This is a genomic window from Kitasatospora xanthocidica (genome assembly GCF_014656195.1).
Taxonomy (GTDB): Bacteria; Actinomycetota; Actinomycetes; order Streptomycetales; family Streptomycetaceae; genus Kitasatospora; species Kitasatospora xanthocidica.
On sequence record NZ_BNBY01000044.1, the window covers coordinates 1 to 15,885 of the forward strand.

General features: G+C 74.2%; 21 protein-coding genes. 10 read left to right on the forward strand and 11 right to left on the reverse strand.

Going from position 1 to position 15,885, the window contains the following annotated elements; all coding sequences use genetic code 11:
* Positions 1-176 precede the first annotated feature (176 nt).
* Complete coding sequence (locus IE332_RS37895) at positions 177-446, reverse strand: hypothetical protein (RefSeq protein WP_189925807.1); 270 nt, start codon at positions 444-446, stop codon at positions 177-179.
* 349 nt (positions 447-795) lie between these two features.
* Here IE332_RS37895 and IE332_RS37900 point away from each other — a divergent pair, with 349 nt between their 5' ends.
* Positions 796-1,383, forward strand: a complete 588-nt coding sequence (locus tag IE332_RS37900) for a DUF4262 domain-containing protein (RefSeq protein ID WP_189925809.1) — start codon at positions 796-798, stop codon at positions 1,381-1,383.
* A gap of 67 nt (positions 1,384-1,450) precedes the next feature.
* Here IE332_RS37900 and IE332_RS37905 read toward each other — a convergent pair whose 3' ends face one another.
* The 4 genes from IE332_RS37905 to IE332_RS37920 all read right to left on the reverse strand — a co-directional run bounded on the left by IE332_RS37905 (position 1,451) and on the right by IE332_RS37920 (position 3,850).
* Positions 1,451-1,666, reverse strand: coding sequence for a cold-shock protein (locus tag IE332_RS37905; protein WP_189925811.1), 216 nt, complete (start codon positions 1,664-1,666; stop codon positions 1,451-1,453).
* Positions 1,667-1,840: 174 nt separating this feature from the next.
* Positions 1,841-2,206, reverse strand: coding sequence for a peptidoglycan-binding domain-containing protein (locus IE332_RS37910; protein WP_189925818.1), 366 nt, complete (start codon positions 2,204-2,206; stop codon positions 1,841-1,843).
* 153 nt (positions 2,207-2,359) lie between these two features.
* Positions 2,360-3,016, reverse strand: a complete 657-nt coding sequence (locus tag IE332_RS37915; RefSeq protein ID WP_189925820.1) for a GOLPH3/VPS74 family protein — start codon at positions 3,014-3,016, stop codon at positions 2,360-2,362.
* 42 nt (positions 3,017-3,058) lie between these two features.
* The gene (locus tag IE332_RS37920; RefSeq protein ID WP_189925823.1) at positions 3,059-3,850 is read right to left on the reverse strand and encodes a GntR family transcriptional regulator; all 792 of its coding nucleotides are present in this window, start codon (positions 3,848-3,850) and stop codon (positions 3,059-3,061) included.
* Between the two features lie 46 nt (positions 3,851-3,896).
* On the opposite strand from IE332_RS37920, the gene IE332_RS37925 reads away from it, so the two are divergent.
* Positions 3,897-4,319, forward strand: coding sequence for a VOC family protein (locus IE332_RS37925; RefSeq protein ID WP_189925825.1), 423 nt, complete (start codon positions 3,897-3,899; stop codon positions 4,317-4,319).
* Positions 4,316-5,077, forward strand: coding sequence for an SDR family NAD(P)-dependent oxidoreductase (locus IE332_RS37930; RefSeq protein WP_189925827.1), 762 nt, complete (start codon positions 4,316-4,318; stop codon positions 5,075-5,077). Before IE332_RS37925 ends, IE332_RS37930 begins: the two co-directional genes overlap by 4 nt.
* A 24-nt stretch (positions 5,078-5,101) precedes the next feature.
* Here IE332_RS37930 and IE332_RS37935 read toward each other — a convergent pair whose 3' ends face one another.
* The 3 genes from IE332_RS37935 to IE332_RS37945 all read right to left on the reverse strand — a co-directional run bounded on the left by IE332_RS37935 (position 5,102) and on the right by IE332_RS37945 (position 7,636).
* Positions 5,102-6,040 (reverse strand): NAD(+)/NADH kinase, encoded by a 939-nt coding sequence (locus tag IE332_RS37935; protein WP_189925829.1) that lies wholly within the window; start codon positions 6,038-6,040, stop codon positions 5,102-5,104.
* A complete protein-coding gene (locus tag IE332_RS37940; RefSeq protein WP_189925831.1) occupies positions 6,037-7,119 on the reverse strand; it encodes an SPFH domain-containing protein in 1,083 nt (360 codons plus the stop codon). Before IE332_RS37940 ends, IE332_RS37935 begins: the two co-directional genes overlap by 4 nt.
* Before the next feature lie 97 nt (positions 7,120-7,216).
* Positions 7,217-7,636, reverse strand: coding sequence for a MarR family winged helix-turn-helix transcriptional regulator (locus tag IE332_RS37945; protein WP_189925833.1), 420 nt, complete (start codon positions 7,634-7,636; stop codon positions 7,217-7,219).
* Between the two features lie 99 nt (positions 7,637-7,735).
* Between IE332_RS37945 and IE332_RS37950 the strand changes: the two genes are divergently transcribed.
* From IE332_RS37950 to IE332_RS37965, 4 genes are all read left to right on the forward strand, one after another.
* Positions 7,736-8,587 carry an SDR family oxidoreductase gene (locus IE332_RS37950; protein WP_229929239.1) on the forward strand — a complete coding sequence of 284 codons (852 nt, stop codon included), beginning with the start codon at positions 7,736-7,738 and terminating at the stop codon, positions 8,585-8,587.
* Positions 8,588-8,804: 217 nt separating this feature from the next.
* Positions 8,805-9,194 (forward strand): RidA family protein, encoded by a 390-nt coding sequence (locus IE332_RS37955; protein ID WP_229929240.1) that lies wholly within the window; start codon positions 8,805-8,807, stop codon positions 9,192-9,194.
* A gap of 208 nt (positions 9,195-9,402) precedes the next feature.
* Positions 9,403-10,167 carry a VOC family protein gene (locus tag IE332_RS37960; RefSeq protein WP_229929241.1) on the forward strand — a complete coding sequence of 255 codons (765 nt, stop codon included), beginning with the start codon at positions 9,403-9,405 and terminating at the stop codon, positions 10,165-10,167.
* 98 nt (positions 10,168-10,265) lie between these two features.
* A complete protein-coding gene (locus IE332_RS37965) occupies positions 10,266-10,805 on the forward strand; it encodes a hypothetical protein (protein ID WP_189925839.1) in 540 nt (179 codons plus the stop codon).
* Between the two features lie 55 nt (positions 10,806-10,860).
* Here IE332_RS37965 and IE332_RS37970 read toward each other — a convergent pair whose 3' ends face one another.
* Positions 10,861-11,322, reverse strand: coding sequence for a MarR family winged helix-turn-helix transcriptional regulator (locus tag IE332_RS37970; RefSeq protein WP_189925841.1), 462 nt, complete (start codon positions 11,320-11,322; stop codon positions 10,861-10,863).
* A gap of 64 nt (positions 11,323-11,386) precedes the next feature.
* Here IE332_RS37970 and IE332_RS37975 point away from each other — a divergent pair, with 64 nt between their 5' ends.
* Both IE332_RS37975 and IE332_RS37980 read left to right on the forward strand, forming a co-directional pair.
* Entirely contained in the window at positions 11,387-11,755 is a 369-nt protein-coding gene (locus tag IE332_RS37975; RefSeq protein WP_189925843.1) for a VOC family protein, read from the forward strand.
* A 251-nt stretch (positions 11,756-12,006) separates the two neighbouring features.
* Positions 12,007-13,098 carry a vWA domain-containing protein gene (locus IE332_RS37980; RefSeq protein ID WP_189925845.1) on the forward strand — a complete coding sequence of 364 codons (1,092 nt, stop codon included), beginning with the start codon at positions 12,007-12,009 and terminating at the stop codon, positions 13,096-13,098.
* 72 nt (positions 13,099-13,170) lie between these two features.
* Here IE332_RS37980 and IE332_RS37985 read toward each other — a convergent pair whose 3' ends face one another.
* On the reverse strand, positions 13,171-14,043 hold the full coding sequence (locus tag IE332_RS37985) for a DUF3592 domain-containing protein (protein WP_189925847.1): 873 nt from the start codon (positions 14,041-14,043) through the stop codon (positions 13,171-13,173).
* A gap of 103 nt (positions 14,044-14,146) precedes the next feature.
* Positions 14,147-15,244, reverse strand: coding sequence for a hypothetical protein (locus IE332_RS37990; RefSeq protein ID WP_189925849.1), 1,098 nt, complete (start codon positions 15,242-15,244; stop codon positions 14,147-14,149).
* 196 nt (positions 15,245-15,440) lie between these two features.
* On the opposite strand from IE332_RS37990, the gene IE332_RS37995 reads away from it, so the two are divergent.
* Positions 15,441-15,884, forward strand: a complete 444-nt coding sequence (locus IE332_RS37995; RefSeq protein WP_189925851.1) for a VOC family protein — start codon at positions 15,441-15,443, stop codon at positions 15,882-15,884.
* The last annotated feature ends 1 nt before the right edge of the window (position 15,885 follow it).

Below are 15,885 nucleotides of genomic sequence, written 5' to 3' on the forward strand. Positions count from 1 at the left end.
CACCCCAGGGGGTGCCGCGCGCCGCCTCCCGCCGTCGTCCCGGTGGACGCGGCGGCCGCGTCGTCACGCCGGCCCCGTCCACCACGCCCGCGGTCCGTCCGCCCGGCGCCCGCACGGGCCGGGTCCGGTCCGGTGGGGCGGCGGCCGGTCCCGGGCCGTCGGCGGTGCGGGCTCCGTCAGTCGTTGTTCCAGCTGGCGCCCGAGCCCACGAAGGAGCCGGAGACGCCGTTCTCGTCCGCCCAGATGAAGAACTCGGCGTGGGCGATCCCGTCGGGGGAGACGGAGGATTCGAGCGCCCCGACACCGGCACCGTTCTGGTTCGCGACGAACGCGCCCTTGCCGTAGTCCGCGCTCAGGCCCTCCTGGGCCGAGGCCAGGCCGGCACAGCCCATCACGAGCGGGGCGGTGAGAGCGGCAACGGTCAGGACACGCTTGAAAGCACGCATGGAAATCTCCTCCACGGAGTTCAGGGGTTGGAAGGGGCGGCGCCGAATCGGCCCGCCGCGACTTCAGACAGCCACGCGCCGCGACCCCCCGCAAGTGCTGCCGCCGCCGGCCGGACCTCACGACTCGTCAGACACACCGAGCTGACCTGCGGGAATGCCGATCGTATGCTGACTTCCCGGGATCAGTCGGGCGGAGCAGGCCGGGGGGTCCTTCCGCGCACAGGGGGCGGGCCGCCCGAACCGGCGCCGCGCCGGGCCGCGCGGAGCCCGTACCGGGTGGTCCGTCCGGGCACCCCGCGGCCGCCGCGCGCGAGCGTGGACACCGCCCCTGATCTGCTTGGATGTCCCGGTGACCGACTCGACCGCACCCCCCGTCTGCCCCTGCGTGCTCTGCGACCCCGCGGCCTCCGCGACCATCCTCGCCCGCCGGCGGCTGGCCAGGCACTGGTCCGCCGAGACGGCGCACGTCCGCGAGTACGGCTGGCACGTGGTCGGGGTGGGCGGGGGAGGGGAGGTCCCGGACTGGGCGTTCACCGTCGGCCTGTGGCACTCCTACCGGATGCCGGAGGTCGCCATGTTCGGCCTGGAGGTGCGCGGGCTGATGCACTGGGTCGGCGAGGCCGCCGCCCGGCTGCGGGACGGGGCGCCGACGGAGCCCGGCACGCTGCTGCCCGGCGTCATCGAGGACTACGAGGTCCGGCTCGAACCGGTGGACGGCAGCTGGCACCGCCCCCTGTTCGGCACGGCCGTCGGCTTCTACCGGCGCACCCCGGTCCCCGTCGTCCAACTGGTCTGGCCCGACCGGGAGCGCCGCTGGCCCTCGGACGAGCACGCCACCCCGGGCTGCCGCGCCCAGCCCAGCCTGTGGCTGCCGGTCGGCGAACACCCGCCGGGCGTCTGGACCGAGGAGGCCGCGGAGGCCGCGGCGGCCGGATGAGCGGTGGGCCGGAAGGCGGGCCGGCGCCCGGCGGCGGGCCCGCCGGGCACCGCCGCCGGGCCGGCGCCTACTGGTCCTCGACGCGCACCTTGTCGGCCTGCATGCCCTTCTGGCCCTGGACGGCCTCGAAGCTGACCTTCTGCCCCTCCACCAGGGACTTGAAGCCTTGGCTCTCGATCGCGCGGAAGTGGACGAACAGGTCGGGGCCGGACTCAGGGGTGATGAACCCGTACCCCTTCTCGTCGTTGAACCACTTGACCGTGCCGTTCTGACGATCCGTCATGTGCTGTCCCCTGGTTGATGCGAACCGTTGTCGACCGAGATCATTTCACGTTGCGTGAGGAATCGAGCGCCAAACGTCACACGCGTCACGGGAGCGGGTCGGGGGGATCGGGGACGCGCCGGGGACGGGCCGGGGGCGGGGCATCCGGCGATGCCCCGCCCCCCGGCGTCGTTCCTAGTGGCAGTTGGGGTAGGTGTTCACAGAGCTCCACCAGTCCAGCGCGCCCCAGGTCTGCGGGCCGACGTCGCCGTCCACCTGGAGGTACCCCATACAGGCCTGGAAGTAGCGGACGGAGTCCAGGGTGGCCTGGCCGAACACCCCGTCGACGGTGATCTTGGCGCGGGTGTCGGGGTTGATCGAGTAGTTCAGCTCGCACTGGAGCTCCCGTACGGCGTCGCCGGTGGCGCCGTACTTCAGCAGCGGCTCGCTGGTGCTCCAGTCGCCGCAGCGCGACCCCGCGGCGTTGGCAGTGCCGGCGGTGGCGACGGTGCCGGCGAGGAGCAGGCCGGTGGCGGCCAGCCCGATGACGATCTTGCGCAAGGTGGTTCCCTCCCGTTGGCGTGCGCCGTAACGGCGGCGCAGCGTGTGCCTCGACACTAGTCAGGGCGCATGCCCCAGAGGGGTATCCAATTGAGCGCCGTTTCCGTGGGCCAATCGACAGACGGCCTCGGGGTGTTCGGGGCCTCGGGGCGGTCAGCCGCCGCCCAGGCCGCCCTGGGCGGCGATCATGGTCAGCCCCAGCCCGTGCACCGCCCGGGCCAGGCCCGGGGTCCGGTCGGCGAGGCGGCCGGTGAGCGCGGCGATCCGCTCGGCGTGGGCGCCGCGGTCGTGGCGCGAGAGCACCAGCCGCAGGTGCCCGTGGGCGGCCAGCGCCGCCAGGGCCGCGTCGGCGAACGGCACCGCGGCGACCGGGGTGTCGCCGCGTACGAGCGCGGCCACCCGTGCCTGGAGGTCCAGGGCCTCGCGCGGGTCCTCCATCGCCACCGTCCGCCGCGGCGCGACCGGGCCGTAGGGGTCGCGGTCCGCCATGGTCACCACGCCGAGCACCGCGAGCCGCTCCTCGACGGCCTCCAGGGTGTCCTCGCGGCCGCGCCTGATCCACGTCTTCCAGCCGTGCGGGCGGGCGTCGCCCAGTTCTGCGAGCAGCGCGTCCAGGACCGGGTCCCCGGTGGCGGCGCCGGAGGCGACCCGCACCCGGCCCGCCCCGTCCTCCGCGACGGCGCCCCGGTGGGCGAGCTCGGCCAGGGCGGCGGCGCGCACCAGGAACCCGGCGCGGGCGCGGTCCTGCAGGGACCGGGCCCGGGTGTCGAAGGCCAGCAGATAGGTGTCCAGATGCAGTCCTCGGCTCATGGCACCGACGATAGGGCGCCACGCGGGGCCGCCGCTCAGCGCTCACCCCGCGGCGGTCGTGCCCTCCGGGTCGGTGCCGTCCGGGCCTGTGCCGTCCGGGTCGGTGCCGTCCGGGTCCGTGCCGGCCGTGTCCGTGCCGGCCGGGTCCGTGCCGTCCGGGTCGGGGAGGAGGGCGAGCAGGCTGCGGCGGGCGGTGTCGACGTGTTCGGCGGCGAGCCGGTCGAGGTGGTGCTCGTCGCCGCCCGCCCGCAGCAGCCGGGCGAGTTCGCGGTGTTCGGCGACGACCAGCGCGCGGTACTGGCCGCGGGCGAGCGAGACCCGCTGCAGCTGGAACAGGAACACCTGGGACCGTACGGCCTGCCAGGCCGCGGTGAGCCGGCCGTTGCCGGCGGCCCGGTAGATCCGGTCGTGGAAGGCCATGTCCAGGGCGAGCAGGCGCGGCACCCCGGCGCCGGCGGCCAGTTCGGCGGCCATCTCGTCGACGAGCCGGTCGAGTTCGTCGAGGTCCCGCGGTGTCGCCCGGCGCAGCGCGGTGACGGCGGCGAGCCGGTCGAGGGCGGCGCGCACCCGGTAGACCTCCTCCACGTCGGCGGCGGTCGCCGCCACGACGGTGGTCGGCCGGTGCCAGCCGGTGCGGATCAGCCCTTCGCGCTGCAGCCGGGCGAGCCCTTCGCGCACGGCCCCGCGGCTGACGCCCAGTGACTCGGCGAGCTCGACCTCCCGCAGCGGGGCGCCGGGCGGGAAGCGTCCGGCGAAGACGGCGTCGCGGACCCGGTCGGCGACCTCGTCGGCCAGTCCGCGCCGGACCGCCTTCGGCAGGGGTTCATCGTCCATGTCCGAATGTTGACATCAGGTCGTGCCGGGGATCAAGGTGAGGGACATGACCCGTCCTGCCTTTCATCTCGCCGTCCCCGTCGACGACTTGGTCCGTGCCCGCGCGTTCTACGGCGGTGTGCTCGGGCTCCCGGAGGGCCGGTCGGCCGACGGCTGGGTCGACTGGGACTTCCACGGCCACCAGCTGGTGACGCACCTGGTCGCCGGTCCCCGGCCGGACGCCGCCGGACACGGCACCGTGGACGGCCACGCCGTGCCGGTGCCGCACTTCGGGCTGGTGCTGGACGTCGACGCCTTCCACGCCCTGGCCGGGCGGCTGGCCGACGCCGGTACCGGGTTCGTCATCGCGCCGACCCTGCGCTTCGCCGGGCAGCCGGCCGAGCAGTGGACCATGTTCCTGCACGACCCGGCCGGCAACGCCCTGGAGTTCAAGGCGTTCCGGGACGAGACCCGGCTGTTCGCCCGGTGAGGGGCGTCCTGGTCACCGGGGCCTCCCGGGGCATCGGCCGGGCCGTGGCGCGGGCCTTCGCCGCCCGCGGCGACCGCGTCGCCGTGCACTACGCCTCCAGCCGGGCCCAGGCCGAGCGGACCCTGGCCGAACTGCCCGGCGAGGGGCACGTCCTGGTGGACGGCGACCTCGGCGACCCGGCCGCGGCCGAGCGCATCGCCCAGGCGGCGGAGGAACGGCTCGGCGGGGTGGACGTCCTGGTCAACAACGCCGCCGTGGCCACCTCGGCGGCCAACGCCCACCCGGTGGCCGAGGTGTCGTACGAGGACTGGCAGCGGGTCTGGCGCGAGATGGTCGACGTCAACCTGCTCGGCGCGGCGAACCTCGGCTACTGCGTGGCCCGGCGCCTGATCGCCCGCGGCGCCCCCGGCCGGATCGTCCACATCGGCTCGCGCGGCGCCTTCCGCGGCGAGCCGGACCACCCCGCGTACGGCGCGAGCAAGGCCGCGCTGCACGCCCTCGGCCAGTCCCTGGCCGTCGCCCTGGCCCCGCACGGGATCTCGGTGACCTCGGTGGCCCCGGGCTTCACCGCCACCGACCGGGTCGCCGACCGGCTGACCGGCGCGTCGGGGCTGGCCCTGCGCGAGCAGAGCCCGTTCGGCCGGGTCGGCACCCCGGAGGAGGTCGCCGCGGCCGTGCTCTACCTGGCCTCCCCCGAGGCGACCTGGGCCTCCGGCACCGTCCTGGACCTCAACGGGGCCTCCCACCTGCGCCTTTGACGATCCATCAGATCAGCGCCGGGCTCAGCCCAGCAGGCGCAGCCGGGTCGCGGAGACGCCGAGGCGCACGCTCTGGCCCCAGGTGAGGTCCAGGGCGTCCGCCTCGATCCCGTCGCCGAACGCGACCAGGCGCTCGGACTCGACGGTGAGCACCAGCCGCTGCCCGGCCTCCAGCAGGCCGTGCACCCGGCTGGTCCCGGTGGTGGGGGAGGGCCAGGCCTCGCGGACGAACCAGGCCAGCGCCGACGCGTCCGGGCCGGGCAGGGCGGGCAGGCAGGCCGGGCCGCCGCGCTCCAGCCAGGCCGAGCGGCACCAGCCGGTGGCGCCGGTGCCGGTGGAGACCAGGACGCCCGAGGAGGCCTGGGCCTCCACCGGCCCGGTGGCGTCGGGACCCTCAGAGGCATCGGGGGCGCCGGCGGTGCCCAGTCGGTAGCGCGCCGTCTGGTGGCCGGCCTGCCCGACGTACACCTCGTTCAGCGCGAGCAGCCGCTGGCCGTCGTCCGCGACGGCCTCGACCATCGTCCGCTCCTCCAGCGCCCCCGCGCCGCCCGCCGCCGCGGCCCGCAGCAGCGCGGGCAGGGCCTCCACCCGGTGCCGCACCAGCACACCGGGGTTGCGGCCCGGGTCGGCGTCCACGCCGACCACCGGCTGACCGTCCAGGTACTTGGCGACGTTGGCCACCAGACCGTCCTGGCCGACCACGGCCACCACGTCCCCGGGCTCGAACAGGAAACGCGGCAGGTCCGACCGCTCGACCCGGCTGCGCCGCCAGTCCAGCGGCACGGCCGCCGCCGCCCCGGCGAGCGCCGCCGCCTGCCGGTGGTGGCGCCCCTCCACCTCCCGCGCCGAACGCCCCCGGGAGGCGAGGAAGAACGCGGCCTGCCCGGGCGTGCCGTGCCGGGCCACCAGCTCCTCGTACTCGGTGCGCCGGTGAACCAGCACCACCCGCGGGGCGAGGCTCACCGCTGCGCCCCGGGAGCCTGCGCCCCGGAAGCCTGACCCCCGGAAGCCTGACCCCCGGGGGCCTGCGCCCCGGGGGCCTGAGCCCCCGGGCCGCCGAGGCGGGCCAGCAGGCCGGTGAGCACGTCCGGGGTGAGCGTCACGCTGTCGATCCGCGGCAGGTGCTCGGCCAGCCGCATCAGCGCCAGCGCCCGCAGCACCGCCGGATCGGCCTGCTGGTGGGCCGTCAGCCAGGCGGCCTCCGCCGCCGCCCGGGCCTCGCCCAGCTCACGGGCGGCCTGCGCGTCGGCGCCGGCCAGCCGGGTGCGGCGCTGCGCCTCGGCGTCGGCGCGCACCCGGTCGGCGACGGCCTCCTCCTCCGCCTGGAGCCGCTGGTTGGCGCCCTGCTGGGCGAGCAACTGCTCCTCGCGGCGGGCGAGTTCGATGCGGTTGGCGAGCTCGTTCTCGGCGATGCCGCGCTCGTGCTCGACGGCCACCGCGCGGCGCTCGAAGGTCGCCCGGTCGGCCTCCTGCTGGACCAGTTCGCGGGCGGGGGTGCGCAGCGCCCGCTCGACCTCCGGTTCGGGCCGCAGCGCCACCACCCGGACGGCGATCACGGCCAGGCCGGTCTCGGTGATCCGGGGCTCGTCGGCGAGGCCCTCGGCCATCCGGGCGCGCACCGCGCTCACCCCGTCGGCGAGGGCGGCGGCGAGCGGGGTGCGGGCGAGCAGGCCGAGCGCGTGCTGCTGGGCGGTCTCGGTGAGCAGGGTGGCGAGCTGGTCGAGCGGGGCCGCGCGCCAGGCGCCGGTGTCCGGGTCGATCCCGAAGTCGACGCGGGTGGCGGCGGTGGCCGGGTCGGTGACCCGGTAGGTGAGCGTCGCCTGGACGGTGACGTCCTGGAAGTCGGAGGTGCGGGCGTGGAAGAGCATGGCGAGCTCGCGGTCGTCCACCGGGACCTCGGAGATCGCGGCGGTCAGCGGCCGGAACCAGAACGCCAGCCCGGTCCCGTCGTGGGCGACCTTCCCGCGCCGCAGGTGGCGGATGTGCGCGGTGGGGACGGCGCGCAGGTGGCGCCGCCCGAATCGTCTGGTGATGTCGGCCATCGGAGAACCCCTTTTCGTCATGGCGACGATATGAGGCGACCCCCTTTTTCGTCAAGATGACGAAAAAGGGGGTGCGGGGTCGGCGGGCCTGCCGCGCTCAGGCCTCCAGGACCAGCCGCAGGAGCTCGCACAGGGCCTCGCGCTGCGGTGCGGTGAGCCGGGCCAGCGGGTCGGCGGCGAATGGCGTCCGGGCGCGCAGGTCCGCAGCGACGGCGCGCCCGGCCTCGGTGGCGGCGACACGCTTGATCCGCCGGTCGTTCTCGTCGAGGCTGCGCTCGACCAGGCCGCGCGCCTCCAGCCGGTCGATGATCACGGTCACGTTGGACGGCTCCGCGTGCAGCCGTTCGGCGACGCGGCGCATCGGCACCGGGCTCTCGGCCGCGAGCAGCGCCTTGGCCTGCAGTGGGGTCAGGTCGTGGGCCGCGGCGGCGGCCTCGGACTCCTGGGTGTAGCGGCGGTTGACGGCCGCGAAGAGGCCGACGACCTCCCCGGTGAGCTCATCCGATGGGTTGGACATGGGGCCAGCGTAACGAGGTGCTTGACAGGGTGGAATGTCGGCTCGCATAGTTATGGTTCATATTGGTTATGAAGCATAAGCATGTGAGGGGTCACCGCGATGAGCACCGAGCGCACCGAGAGCACCATGGGTGCCAAGACCGTCCTGATCACCGGCACGTCCACCGGCATCGGCCTGGCGACCGCCGTCGCCGCCGCCCGCGCCGGCTGGCACGTGATCGCCACGATGCGCGACACCGCCAAGGCCGGCGCCCTGCTGGCGGCGGCCGAACAGGCCGGCACCACCGTCGAGGTCCGGGCGCTGGACGTCACCGACCCCGCCTCCGTCGCCGCCTGCCTGGCCGGCCTCGACCGGCTCGACGCGCTGGTCAACAACGCCGGCGCCGGCCACGTCGGCACCCTCGAACAGGAGAGCGTCGAGGAGGTGCGCGCCGTCATGGAGGTCAACTTCTTCGGCGTCCTGCACGTCACCAAGGCCGCCCTGCCCCTGCTGCGGGCGAGCCGGGGCCGGGTGCTGACCGTCACCAGCGTCGGCGGCGTCATCGGCCAGCCCTTCAACGAGGCCTACTGCGCCGCCAAGTTCGCCGTCGAAGGCTTCATGGAGTCCCTCGCCCCGGTCGCGGCCACCACGGGCGTGACCGTCGCCGTCGTCGAACCGGGCGCGGTGGCCAGCGAGTTCGTCGCCAACGTCGGCCTGCCGGACGACGCCCTGGAGCAGGCCGGACCGTACGCCCCGGCCCTCGCCGCCTACCTGGAGCGCACCCGCGGCGCCTTCGCCAACGCCCAGAGCCCGCAGGACGTGGCCGGCCTCATCGTCGACGGCCTCACCGCCGAACACCCCGCCTTCCGGCTGCTCACCTCCGAGGCCGCGCGCGCCTTCGCCGGCGCCAAGCTCAAGGACCTCGACGGATCGGCCGTCCAGACCCTGACCGGCGCCTGGGTCGCCGGCTAGGGCCGGTCCTGCGGATCGCGCCTGGGCTGCGGCGCGCTCGCGTAGACGGGCGGCGGTGACCGTCACCTGAGCTGTGCCGAGGCGGACTTGCATGCCCTCGGGAATGAATCCCAGGGTCGCGTGGCTGTCGATCAAGCCGAGGTGATCACAGCTGCCCGGCTCCGTGTGTGTGCGGTTTTGAGGGAGTGTCAGCAGTATGTCCGTTACACAGCCTGCCGTGGAGCGTGTGCGCGTCTCCGCGGAACCCGACTGGTACGAGTCGGCCGGTATCTCGCTCGGCGTCCGGGTCGGGAACTTGGTCTTCACGTCAGGGCAGGCGCCGATCGATGCCCAGGGGGCCACGGTCGGCGCCGGGGACTTCGAGACGCAAGCCCGTCAGGCGCTCGCGAATCTGTCGACGGTCCTCACGAACGCGGGCTCCAGCCTCGCCGACGTCGTCAAGGCGACCGTGTTCGTCACGGACATCGCGCAGCAGGACATCTTCGCGAAGTTGCGCGCGGAACACTTCCCGGACAAGCCCCACCTCGCGGAGTCGTTCGTAGAGGTCTCCTCACTCGCGAACCCTGAGTGGATGATCGAGATCGAGGCCATCGGACTCGTCCGGTGACGCGGGGTACTCACGAGCAACATGATCGGCCGGACGGAACCCGGACGGCTCCAGCGGATATGCGCCCAGGGCCCGGCGGTCGCGCCCGCGAGGCGCCGGGCTGAGGGGGCGTCAGCCCGCTAGGCTCGCCACCGACCACCTGACCTGCGGAAACGTCGAACGGCCACCGCAGTGTCAGGACACCGCGTCGAGAGGCAGTGCGTTGAAGGTGACCGAGATCCGCCCTGGTTCCCCGTGCTGGGCACAGCTGAGCGCCCGCGACCTCCCCGCCGCCCAGCGGTTCTACGGGGAACTGTTCGGCTGGACCGCCGAGACCGACCCGGACCCGCAGTACGGCGGCTACACCACCTTCTCCCACGACGGCGCACCCGCCGCGGCCGTGGCCCCGCTGATGAACCCGCAGCAGCCGGTGATGTGGCTGATGTCCTTCGCGGCCGACGACGTCGACCAGGCCTGCGCGGCCGCCAAGGCGGCGGGCGCCCAGGTGTGGATGGAGCCGATGGAGGTCGGCGACCTCGGCCGCTGGGCCCTGCTCAGCGACCCGACCGGCGCGCCGTTCGCCGTCTGGCAGGCCCGCCGCTTCGACGGCTTCGGCGTGGTCGACGAGCCGAACGCCTTCGGCTGGACCGACCTGTCCACCCGGGACAAGGACGCCGCGCTCGCCTTCTACCCGGGCGTCTTCGGCTGGCGGGTCTGGCCGGACGACACCTACCCGATGGTCGGCCTCGGCGAGCGGATGTTCGGCGGCGTGATGGCAATGGACGCCTCCGTGCCGCCGGAGGTCCCCTCCCACTGGAGCCCCTTCTTCCTGGTCGCAGACGTGGACGCGGCCGCGGCGACCGCGGGCCGCCTCGGGGCCGAGGTCCTGCACGGACCCGTCGACGTGGAGATGGAGAACGGCCCGCGGATCGCCGTGATCCGCGACCCGCAGGGCGCCACCTTCGGCGTCTTCGCCCCCCGCGCCGACGGCTGACCCGGCCCACCGCCCGGCCGGTACGGTTCCCAGCACCCAGGCCGGGCCCCGGGACCCGTCCTGCGGGCCCCGGCCGCCCGGCGGGTAGGGTCCGGACCATGCACGCAGACACCGCCGCCCCCTGGTACCGGATGGCCGACCTCCTCCCCGAGGCCGCCGCGCAGCACGTCAAGGACTGCTGGGACACCGGGGAGCAGGAGAGCGGGCTCGGTCTGCTGGTCGAGGGCCTGATCGCCCGCCAGGTCCCGGTCGGCGGGGCGGACCGGGCGCTGCTCTCGGTGCTCGCCGAGCAGTGGGGCCTGCGCGAGCGGCTCACCCCCGGCATCCTGCGCTGCCTGGGCGACGGCGGGCCCGCCCCGGTGCGGCTGCTCGACGACGACGCCGACGGGGCCGAGCCGGTGACCGGCCTGGGCGGGCCCGAGCTCGCGGGCCTGGTGCTGGCGCCGTGGATCGGCTGCAACCGCTGCGGCCGGCTCCTGCTGCGCGCCCACACCTGGGAGCCCTGGGACGACTTCTCCCACCGCGCCGAGCACTACGTGATCGCCACGCCGGGCCGCGACCGGGTGCTGCGGGTCCTGCCCGCCGACGCCGCCGGCGAGGCCTTCGCCGAACTCCTCGACGGCTGCCCCGGGGTCTGACCGGGAATCCGGCCCGGCGGCCGGGGGCGCGGCGAAGCCGCGAATTCCGGAGCGGTCACGTCGCCGACGCGGGCGGTCGGGTCAGTGCGGCGGTGCACGTGGTGAGCAGGCGCCGCATCTGATCTTGTTGGCCGGCGTCCAGATCGGCCAGCATGGCCTGCTCGACGCGGCGGACCGCCGCGCTGGCCGTTTCGAGCTGGCGGCGCCCGAGGGCGGTCAGCTCGGTGGGCAGGGCCCTGCCCACGGGTGCCCGCGCCGGGCGGATGACGAGTCCCTGGCGTTCGAGGGCCTGCAGGAGCACGTTCATCGACTGCCGGGTGACGAAGGCGCCGCGGGCGAGCTCGGAGTTCGACAGACCCGGCCGCTGGGCGAGCAGCTCCAGGCAGGAGTAGTGGGTGATCGTCATGCCGAGCGGACTCAGCACGGCCTCCAGGGCCGAGTGCAGGGCGCTCGAGGCCGCCTTCAGCATGTAGCCCAGCGATGTGTCCAGCTCGATCCCGGGTTCACCTTGACTCATGTCAGAAGTCTGACATACGGTGATGCATGTCAGAAGACTGACATGCGACGAGGAGGCAAGGATCGTGGCCGTCACCGGACCCGACTTCATTTCACTGCAGGTGCGCGACCTGGAGCGCTCCGCCGTTTTCTACGAGCGCTACCTGGGGCTGAAGCGCTCCGACGCGGGACCGCCGCACGCCGTCGTGTTCGACACCAAGCCGATCGCGTTCGCCGTCCGCGACGTCGTCGCGGGCGTCGACCTGGACGCGATCGCGCAGCCGGGCCAGGGGATGGCGCTGTGGCTGCACGCACCCGACGCGCAGGACATCCACGACGCCCTCGCCGCCGCCGGCACGACGATCGTCTCGGCGCCCGTCGACGGGCCGTTCGGCCGCACGTTCACGTTCGCGGACCCCGACGGCTACCAGGTGACCCTCCACGACCGCGGCTGAGCCGGGCGGAAACCCGTCCCGGAATCCCGTCCCGGAACCCCTTCCGGAATCCCGTCCCGGAACCCCTTCCGATGCCCCCTGGATTTCCGGCGGAATCCTTTCCCCGCCCAGGGTCCCGCCTGACCACCCCTCACGAAGCCCCAGGTCAGAGCCGATTGTCAGTGCCTCACCGTAGTGTGGAACCAACGTCGGAGGGGGCGCCGGAAAGGCGCCGAAAAGGCGTTGGAAAACACGCCGGAAAAGGGTGGGGCATGTCTGCGAACAGGATCAAGCACAAGGTCAACCACGTCTCGCTCGTGGTCGACAATTCCGGTTCGATGCGCCAGCACGCGGAGCAGCTCGTCCGCGTCGTCGACGAGTTCGTGAAGGGCCTCCAGGAGGAGTCCGACCGGCTCGGCCACGAGACCCGCATCAGCCTCTACGCCTTCGACCACAAGGTGCAGAACCTCGTCTGGGACATGGACGTCAAGCACCTGCCGTCCCTGCGGGGCCTGTACAAGGTCGAGGGCGGGGCGACGGCGCTGATCGAGGCGGCCGTGAAGTCCGTCGACGACCTGAAGAACATCTGGGAGGGGTACGGGGAGCACTCCTTCCTCCAGGTCGTCGTCACCGACGGCGAGGAGAACGCCTCCGGCTGGGCGCAGAGCGGCCGGATGCACACCACCATGAGCGCCGGCTCGGGCAAGGCCGTCCTGAAGGACTGGATCGGCCGCATCAAGGGCGCCATGGACGGCCTCCCCGACCACTGGACCTCGGCCATCCTCGTCCCCAACTCCCTGGCCAAGCGCACCGCCCAGGAGTACGGCTTCCCCGCCGGCAACATCGCGATCTGGGACGCCGACTCCAGCAAGGGCGTCGAGGAGGCCATCGGCACCGTCAAGAAGGCCGCCACCAGCTTCCTGCGCGGCCGCGAGCAGGGCGTGCGCGGCACCCGCAACCTCTTCACCATGGGCCAGGACCTCAACACCGCCGAGGTGAAGGCCAACCTGGAGGCCCTGGACACCGGCAAGTACGTCCTGGTCCCGGTCGACGAGCAGGCGCCGATCCGCGACTTCGTCACCCGCACCGGACACACCTACACGACCGGCTGCGCCTACTACGAGCTGTCCAAGCGCGAGAAGATCCAGGGCGGCAAGCAGCTCGCCGTGGCGGAGAAGGACCCGGCCACCGGCCGGATGACGGGCAAGGTGTTCTCGGGCCCGGCGGCCCGCAGCCTCCTCGGCCTGCCCGCCGCCGAGGCCACCGTCAAGCCCGGCGACAACCCGGCCTACACCGTGTTCGTCCAGTCGACCTCCGTCAACCGGAAGCTGGTGCCGGGCACCAAGCTGCTGGTCATGCTCTAACCGGGTCAGGGCGGGCCGGCCGGCTGCGGCGGGCCCGCCCCGGTTCACCAGTCCCGGTTCACCTGTTCCGGGTCAGAGCAGGACGACGCCGACGACGGCCGCCGCCGTGACGACGACCAGGGTCACCACGGTGACCGCGATGTCCGACCGCGCGGAGCGCTGCCTGGCCGCGTGGTCCAGGACGAACCCGGCCGGGTCGTCCTGCGGGTAGTGGACCGTCACCTCCCGGCCGTACGCCCCCGCCGGATCCGCCACCCCCGACCCGCAGTGGGCGGTGACATCCACGCCCTCGCGGGTGGTGAACGCCACGACCGGCGTGACGGTCCTGGAGACGCCGCCCTCCGCGTCGGAGCTGACGTCCGTGAGCACCGCGACGATCCGGCCCGGCACGTCGGCCATCGCCGCCAGCCTCTCCCGGCGGCGCCGGACGTCGCGCACGTGCCCGGGCAGGTAGCAGACGCCGATCAGGGCCCACGGCCCGCAGACGCCGATCAGCGCCCACGGCCAGTCCCAGTCGATCGAGGCGACGACCACCAGCCCGACGTAGATCAGGAAGAGCGCCGTGTTCGGCCAGCCGAGCCCACGGCCGCCCGCCGCCTCCGGGTCATCGCTGAACCGGTAGGCGTGCGGCCTCCCGCGCGGGTAGTGGACCCCGATCTCCCGGCCCGTCCACGCGGCGGTGATCGTCTCGCCGCGCTCGCCGTCGTTCGTCACGACGACCTCCTCACCGGTGGACGGCTCGCGGTAGGAGACCACCACCGATATCCCGCCCCGCCCCGAGCCGCCGTTCCGGGGCGCCCGCACCTCCTCGATCCGCCCCCGCACCCGCACCGACCGCTGCGCCCGGGTCACCCCGGCCAGCGACCGCCCGTAGCCCACCAGCACCACCACACCCAACACCGCGAACCCAAGCGCCAGATATGCGTGCCAATCCGTCCAATCCACGCGCCCTCCTCCTGATCGTTACCGGGACCGAATCCACGGCGGCGAACGGCCCCGACGGCCCCGGGGCGCCGTGACCGCCCGGAGCCGTACGCACGGGGCGCCCTCAGCGGGCCGGGCTGCGCCGCACGACCACGCCCTGCCCGTCCGCCTCCAGCGAGGCCGAGCCGCCCGCGCCGGTCACGCTGACCCGGATCGTCAGGGAGCCGGTCACCCGGTCCGCGGAGAGCTGCCAGGTCTGCGGCGAGTCGACGCCGAGCGTGGTTCCGGCCTCCTCGACCAGCGCGGGCACCCGGTCGAAGGGCAGCGACCGCGGGTCGAACGCCGGGGCGTCCACGCCGGCGGGGGAGAACACCACCGTCAGCAGCTGCTCCCGCACGACGACGGTGAGCGCCTGCTTGCCGTCCCCGCCCTCGGTGAGCGACTCGACGGCCTCCCGCAGCGCGCCCCGGTCCAGCATCGACCGGCCCGGGCCGAAGGAGACCGTGCCGGTGGCCGAGGTCGTGACCACGCTCGTGCTCGTGCTCGACGAGGTGACGGAGACGGACTGCTCGGGGGGAGCCGGCTGCGCGTCGGCGTCGCGGTCGAACAGCTCGGCGCGGAAGAACAGCACCACGGCGGCCGCGCCCAGCAGCAGACCGAGGAGCGTGACGAAGCCCCAGGCGCAGCCCTCCGCCCGGTCGCCCGCGGCCGGCCCGGGCGCCGAGTCGATGGCGGCGCCGGCGGCCCGCTCCTCCCACGCGGGGGTCGGCCGCTTCACGATCCGCAGCCGCCACGGCCGGTCGGGCGGGTACTGGACCACCAGGACCCGGCCCGGGCGGTAGTCGGGCAGCTCGGAGACGTGGACGCCCTCGCTGATCCGGATGCGGAAGGCGGAGGCGTCCTCCGGCGCGACGGTGAGGTCGAAGCGCACCGGGACGTCCGTCTCCTCGCCCTGCTTGGCCTCCATGCCCTCGATCAGCGCGAGCGCCGTGCGGGGCGCCAGGGCCGCCTCCCGGGCCCGGCGCGGCGCACCGGCGAGGAAGAACAGCAGGCCGTAGGCCGCGAGCAGGGCCAGCGCCCCGACGATCAGCGGCGGCTTCCCGAGGGCGCAGCCGACGATGAAGGCGGTGAGCGACACCCCGATCACACCACCCGTCAGGAATCCCCGGGCGAGGTCGACGGGAGTGGCGCCTGTGGGCGGCGCGACCGTGGTGGTTGTCATACGGGTGATTCTGTCGGTCCCGGGCGGCGGCCGAACAGGGGTCGGTGCGTGGTCGGTGGATTTCCCCGGCTCCCCGTATTTCTGACGATCCGTCAGATGGTGCTGCGCCCCGCCGAGAGGCTGCGGCGCTGAGACCCGCGGTGCGGTCCCCGCGTCGTACCCGGCCGGTGTCACCGGCACCCACTACGGTCCTGGCATGGCAGCCAGAATCGACCTGACCCTCGACTGCGCGAACGCGACCCTCCTCGCCGCGTTCTGGAAGACGGCCCTCGGGTACGTGGACGAGCCGCCGCCCCCGCCGTTCCGGACCCGCGAGGAGTGGCTCGCGCAGTTCGACCTCCCGGAGGACGAGGGCGCGGACGACGGAGCCTGGCTCTGCGACCCCGACGGCGCCGGGCCCCGGCTGTCGATCCTCAAGGTCCCCGAGCCGAAGACCGCGAAGAACCGGCTCCACCTCGACATCCGGGTGCCCGGCCACGGCAGCCCGGCCGAGCGGTGGGCGCGGATCAGGGCGGAGGCCCAGCGGCTGGTGGCGGCGGGCGGCGCCGTCCTGGCCGAGTTCGACGGGCACCACGTCGTGATGGCCGACCCGGAGGGCAACGAGTTCTGCGTCGCGGCCGGCCCGGCGCCCGGGCCCTGAC

Excerpts from the sequence above, each read along its gene's own strand:
- IE332_RS37915 (WP_189925820.1), bottom strand. The coding sequence starts at position 3,016 with ATGAGCCGAGGACTGCATCTGGACACCTATCTGCTGGCCTTCGACACC.
- IE332_RS37940 (WP_189925831.1), bottom strand. The coding sequence starts at position 7,119 with ATGGCCGACATCACCAGACGATTCGGGCGGCGCCACCTGCGCGCCGTC.
- IE332_RS37990 (WP_189925849.1), bottom strand. The coding sequence starts at position 15,244 with ATGACAACCACCACGGTCGCGCCGCCCACAGGCGCCACTCCCGTCGAC.
- IE332_RS37945 (WP_189925833.1), bottom strand. The coding sequence starts at position 7,636 with ATGTCCAACCCATCGGATGAGCTCACCGGGGAGGTCGTCGGCCTCTTC.
- IE332_RS37925 (WP_189925825.1), top strand. The coding sequence starts at position 3,897 with ATGACCCGTCCTGCCTTTCATCTCGCCGTCCCCGTCGACGACTTGGTC.
- IE332_RS37905 (WP_189925811.1), bottom strand. The coding sequence starts at position 1,666 with ATGACGGATCGTCAGAACGGCACGGTCAAGTGGTTCAACGACGAGAAG.
- IE332_RS37965 (WP_189925839.1), top strand. The coding sequence starts at position 10,266 with ATGCACGCAGACACCGCCGCCCCCTGGTACCGGATGGCCGACCTCCTC.
- IE332_RS37895 (WP_189925807.1), bottom strand. The coding sequence starts at position 446 with ATGCGTGCTTTCAAGCGTGTCCTGACCGTTGCCGCTCTCACCGCCCCG.
- IE332_RS37950 (WP_229929239.1), top strand. The coding sequence starts at position 7,736 with ATGAGCACCGAGCGCACCGAGAGCACCATGGGTGCCAAGACCGTCCTG.
- IE332_RS37920 (WP_189925823.1), bottom strand. The coding sequence starts at position 3,850 with ATGGACGATGAACCCCTGCCGAAGGCGGTCCGGCGCGGACTGGCCGAC.
- IE332_RS37995 (WP_189925851.1), top strand. The coding sequence starts at position 15,441 with ATGGCAGCCAGAATCGACCTGACCCTCGACTGCGCGAACGCGACCCTC.
- IE332_RS37970 (WP_189925841.1), bottom strand. The coding sequence starts at position 11,322 with ATGAGTCAAGGTGAACCCGGGATCGAGCTGGACACATCGCTGGGCTAC.
- IE332_RS37980 (WP_189925845.1), top strand. The coding sequence starts at position 12,007 with ATGTCTGCGAACAGGATCAAGCACAAGGTCAACCACGTCTCGCTCGTG.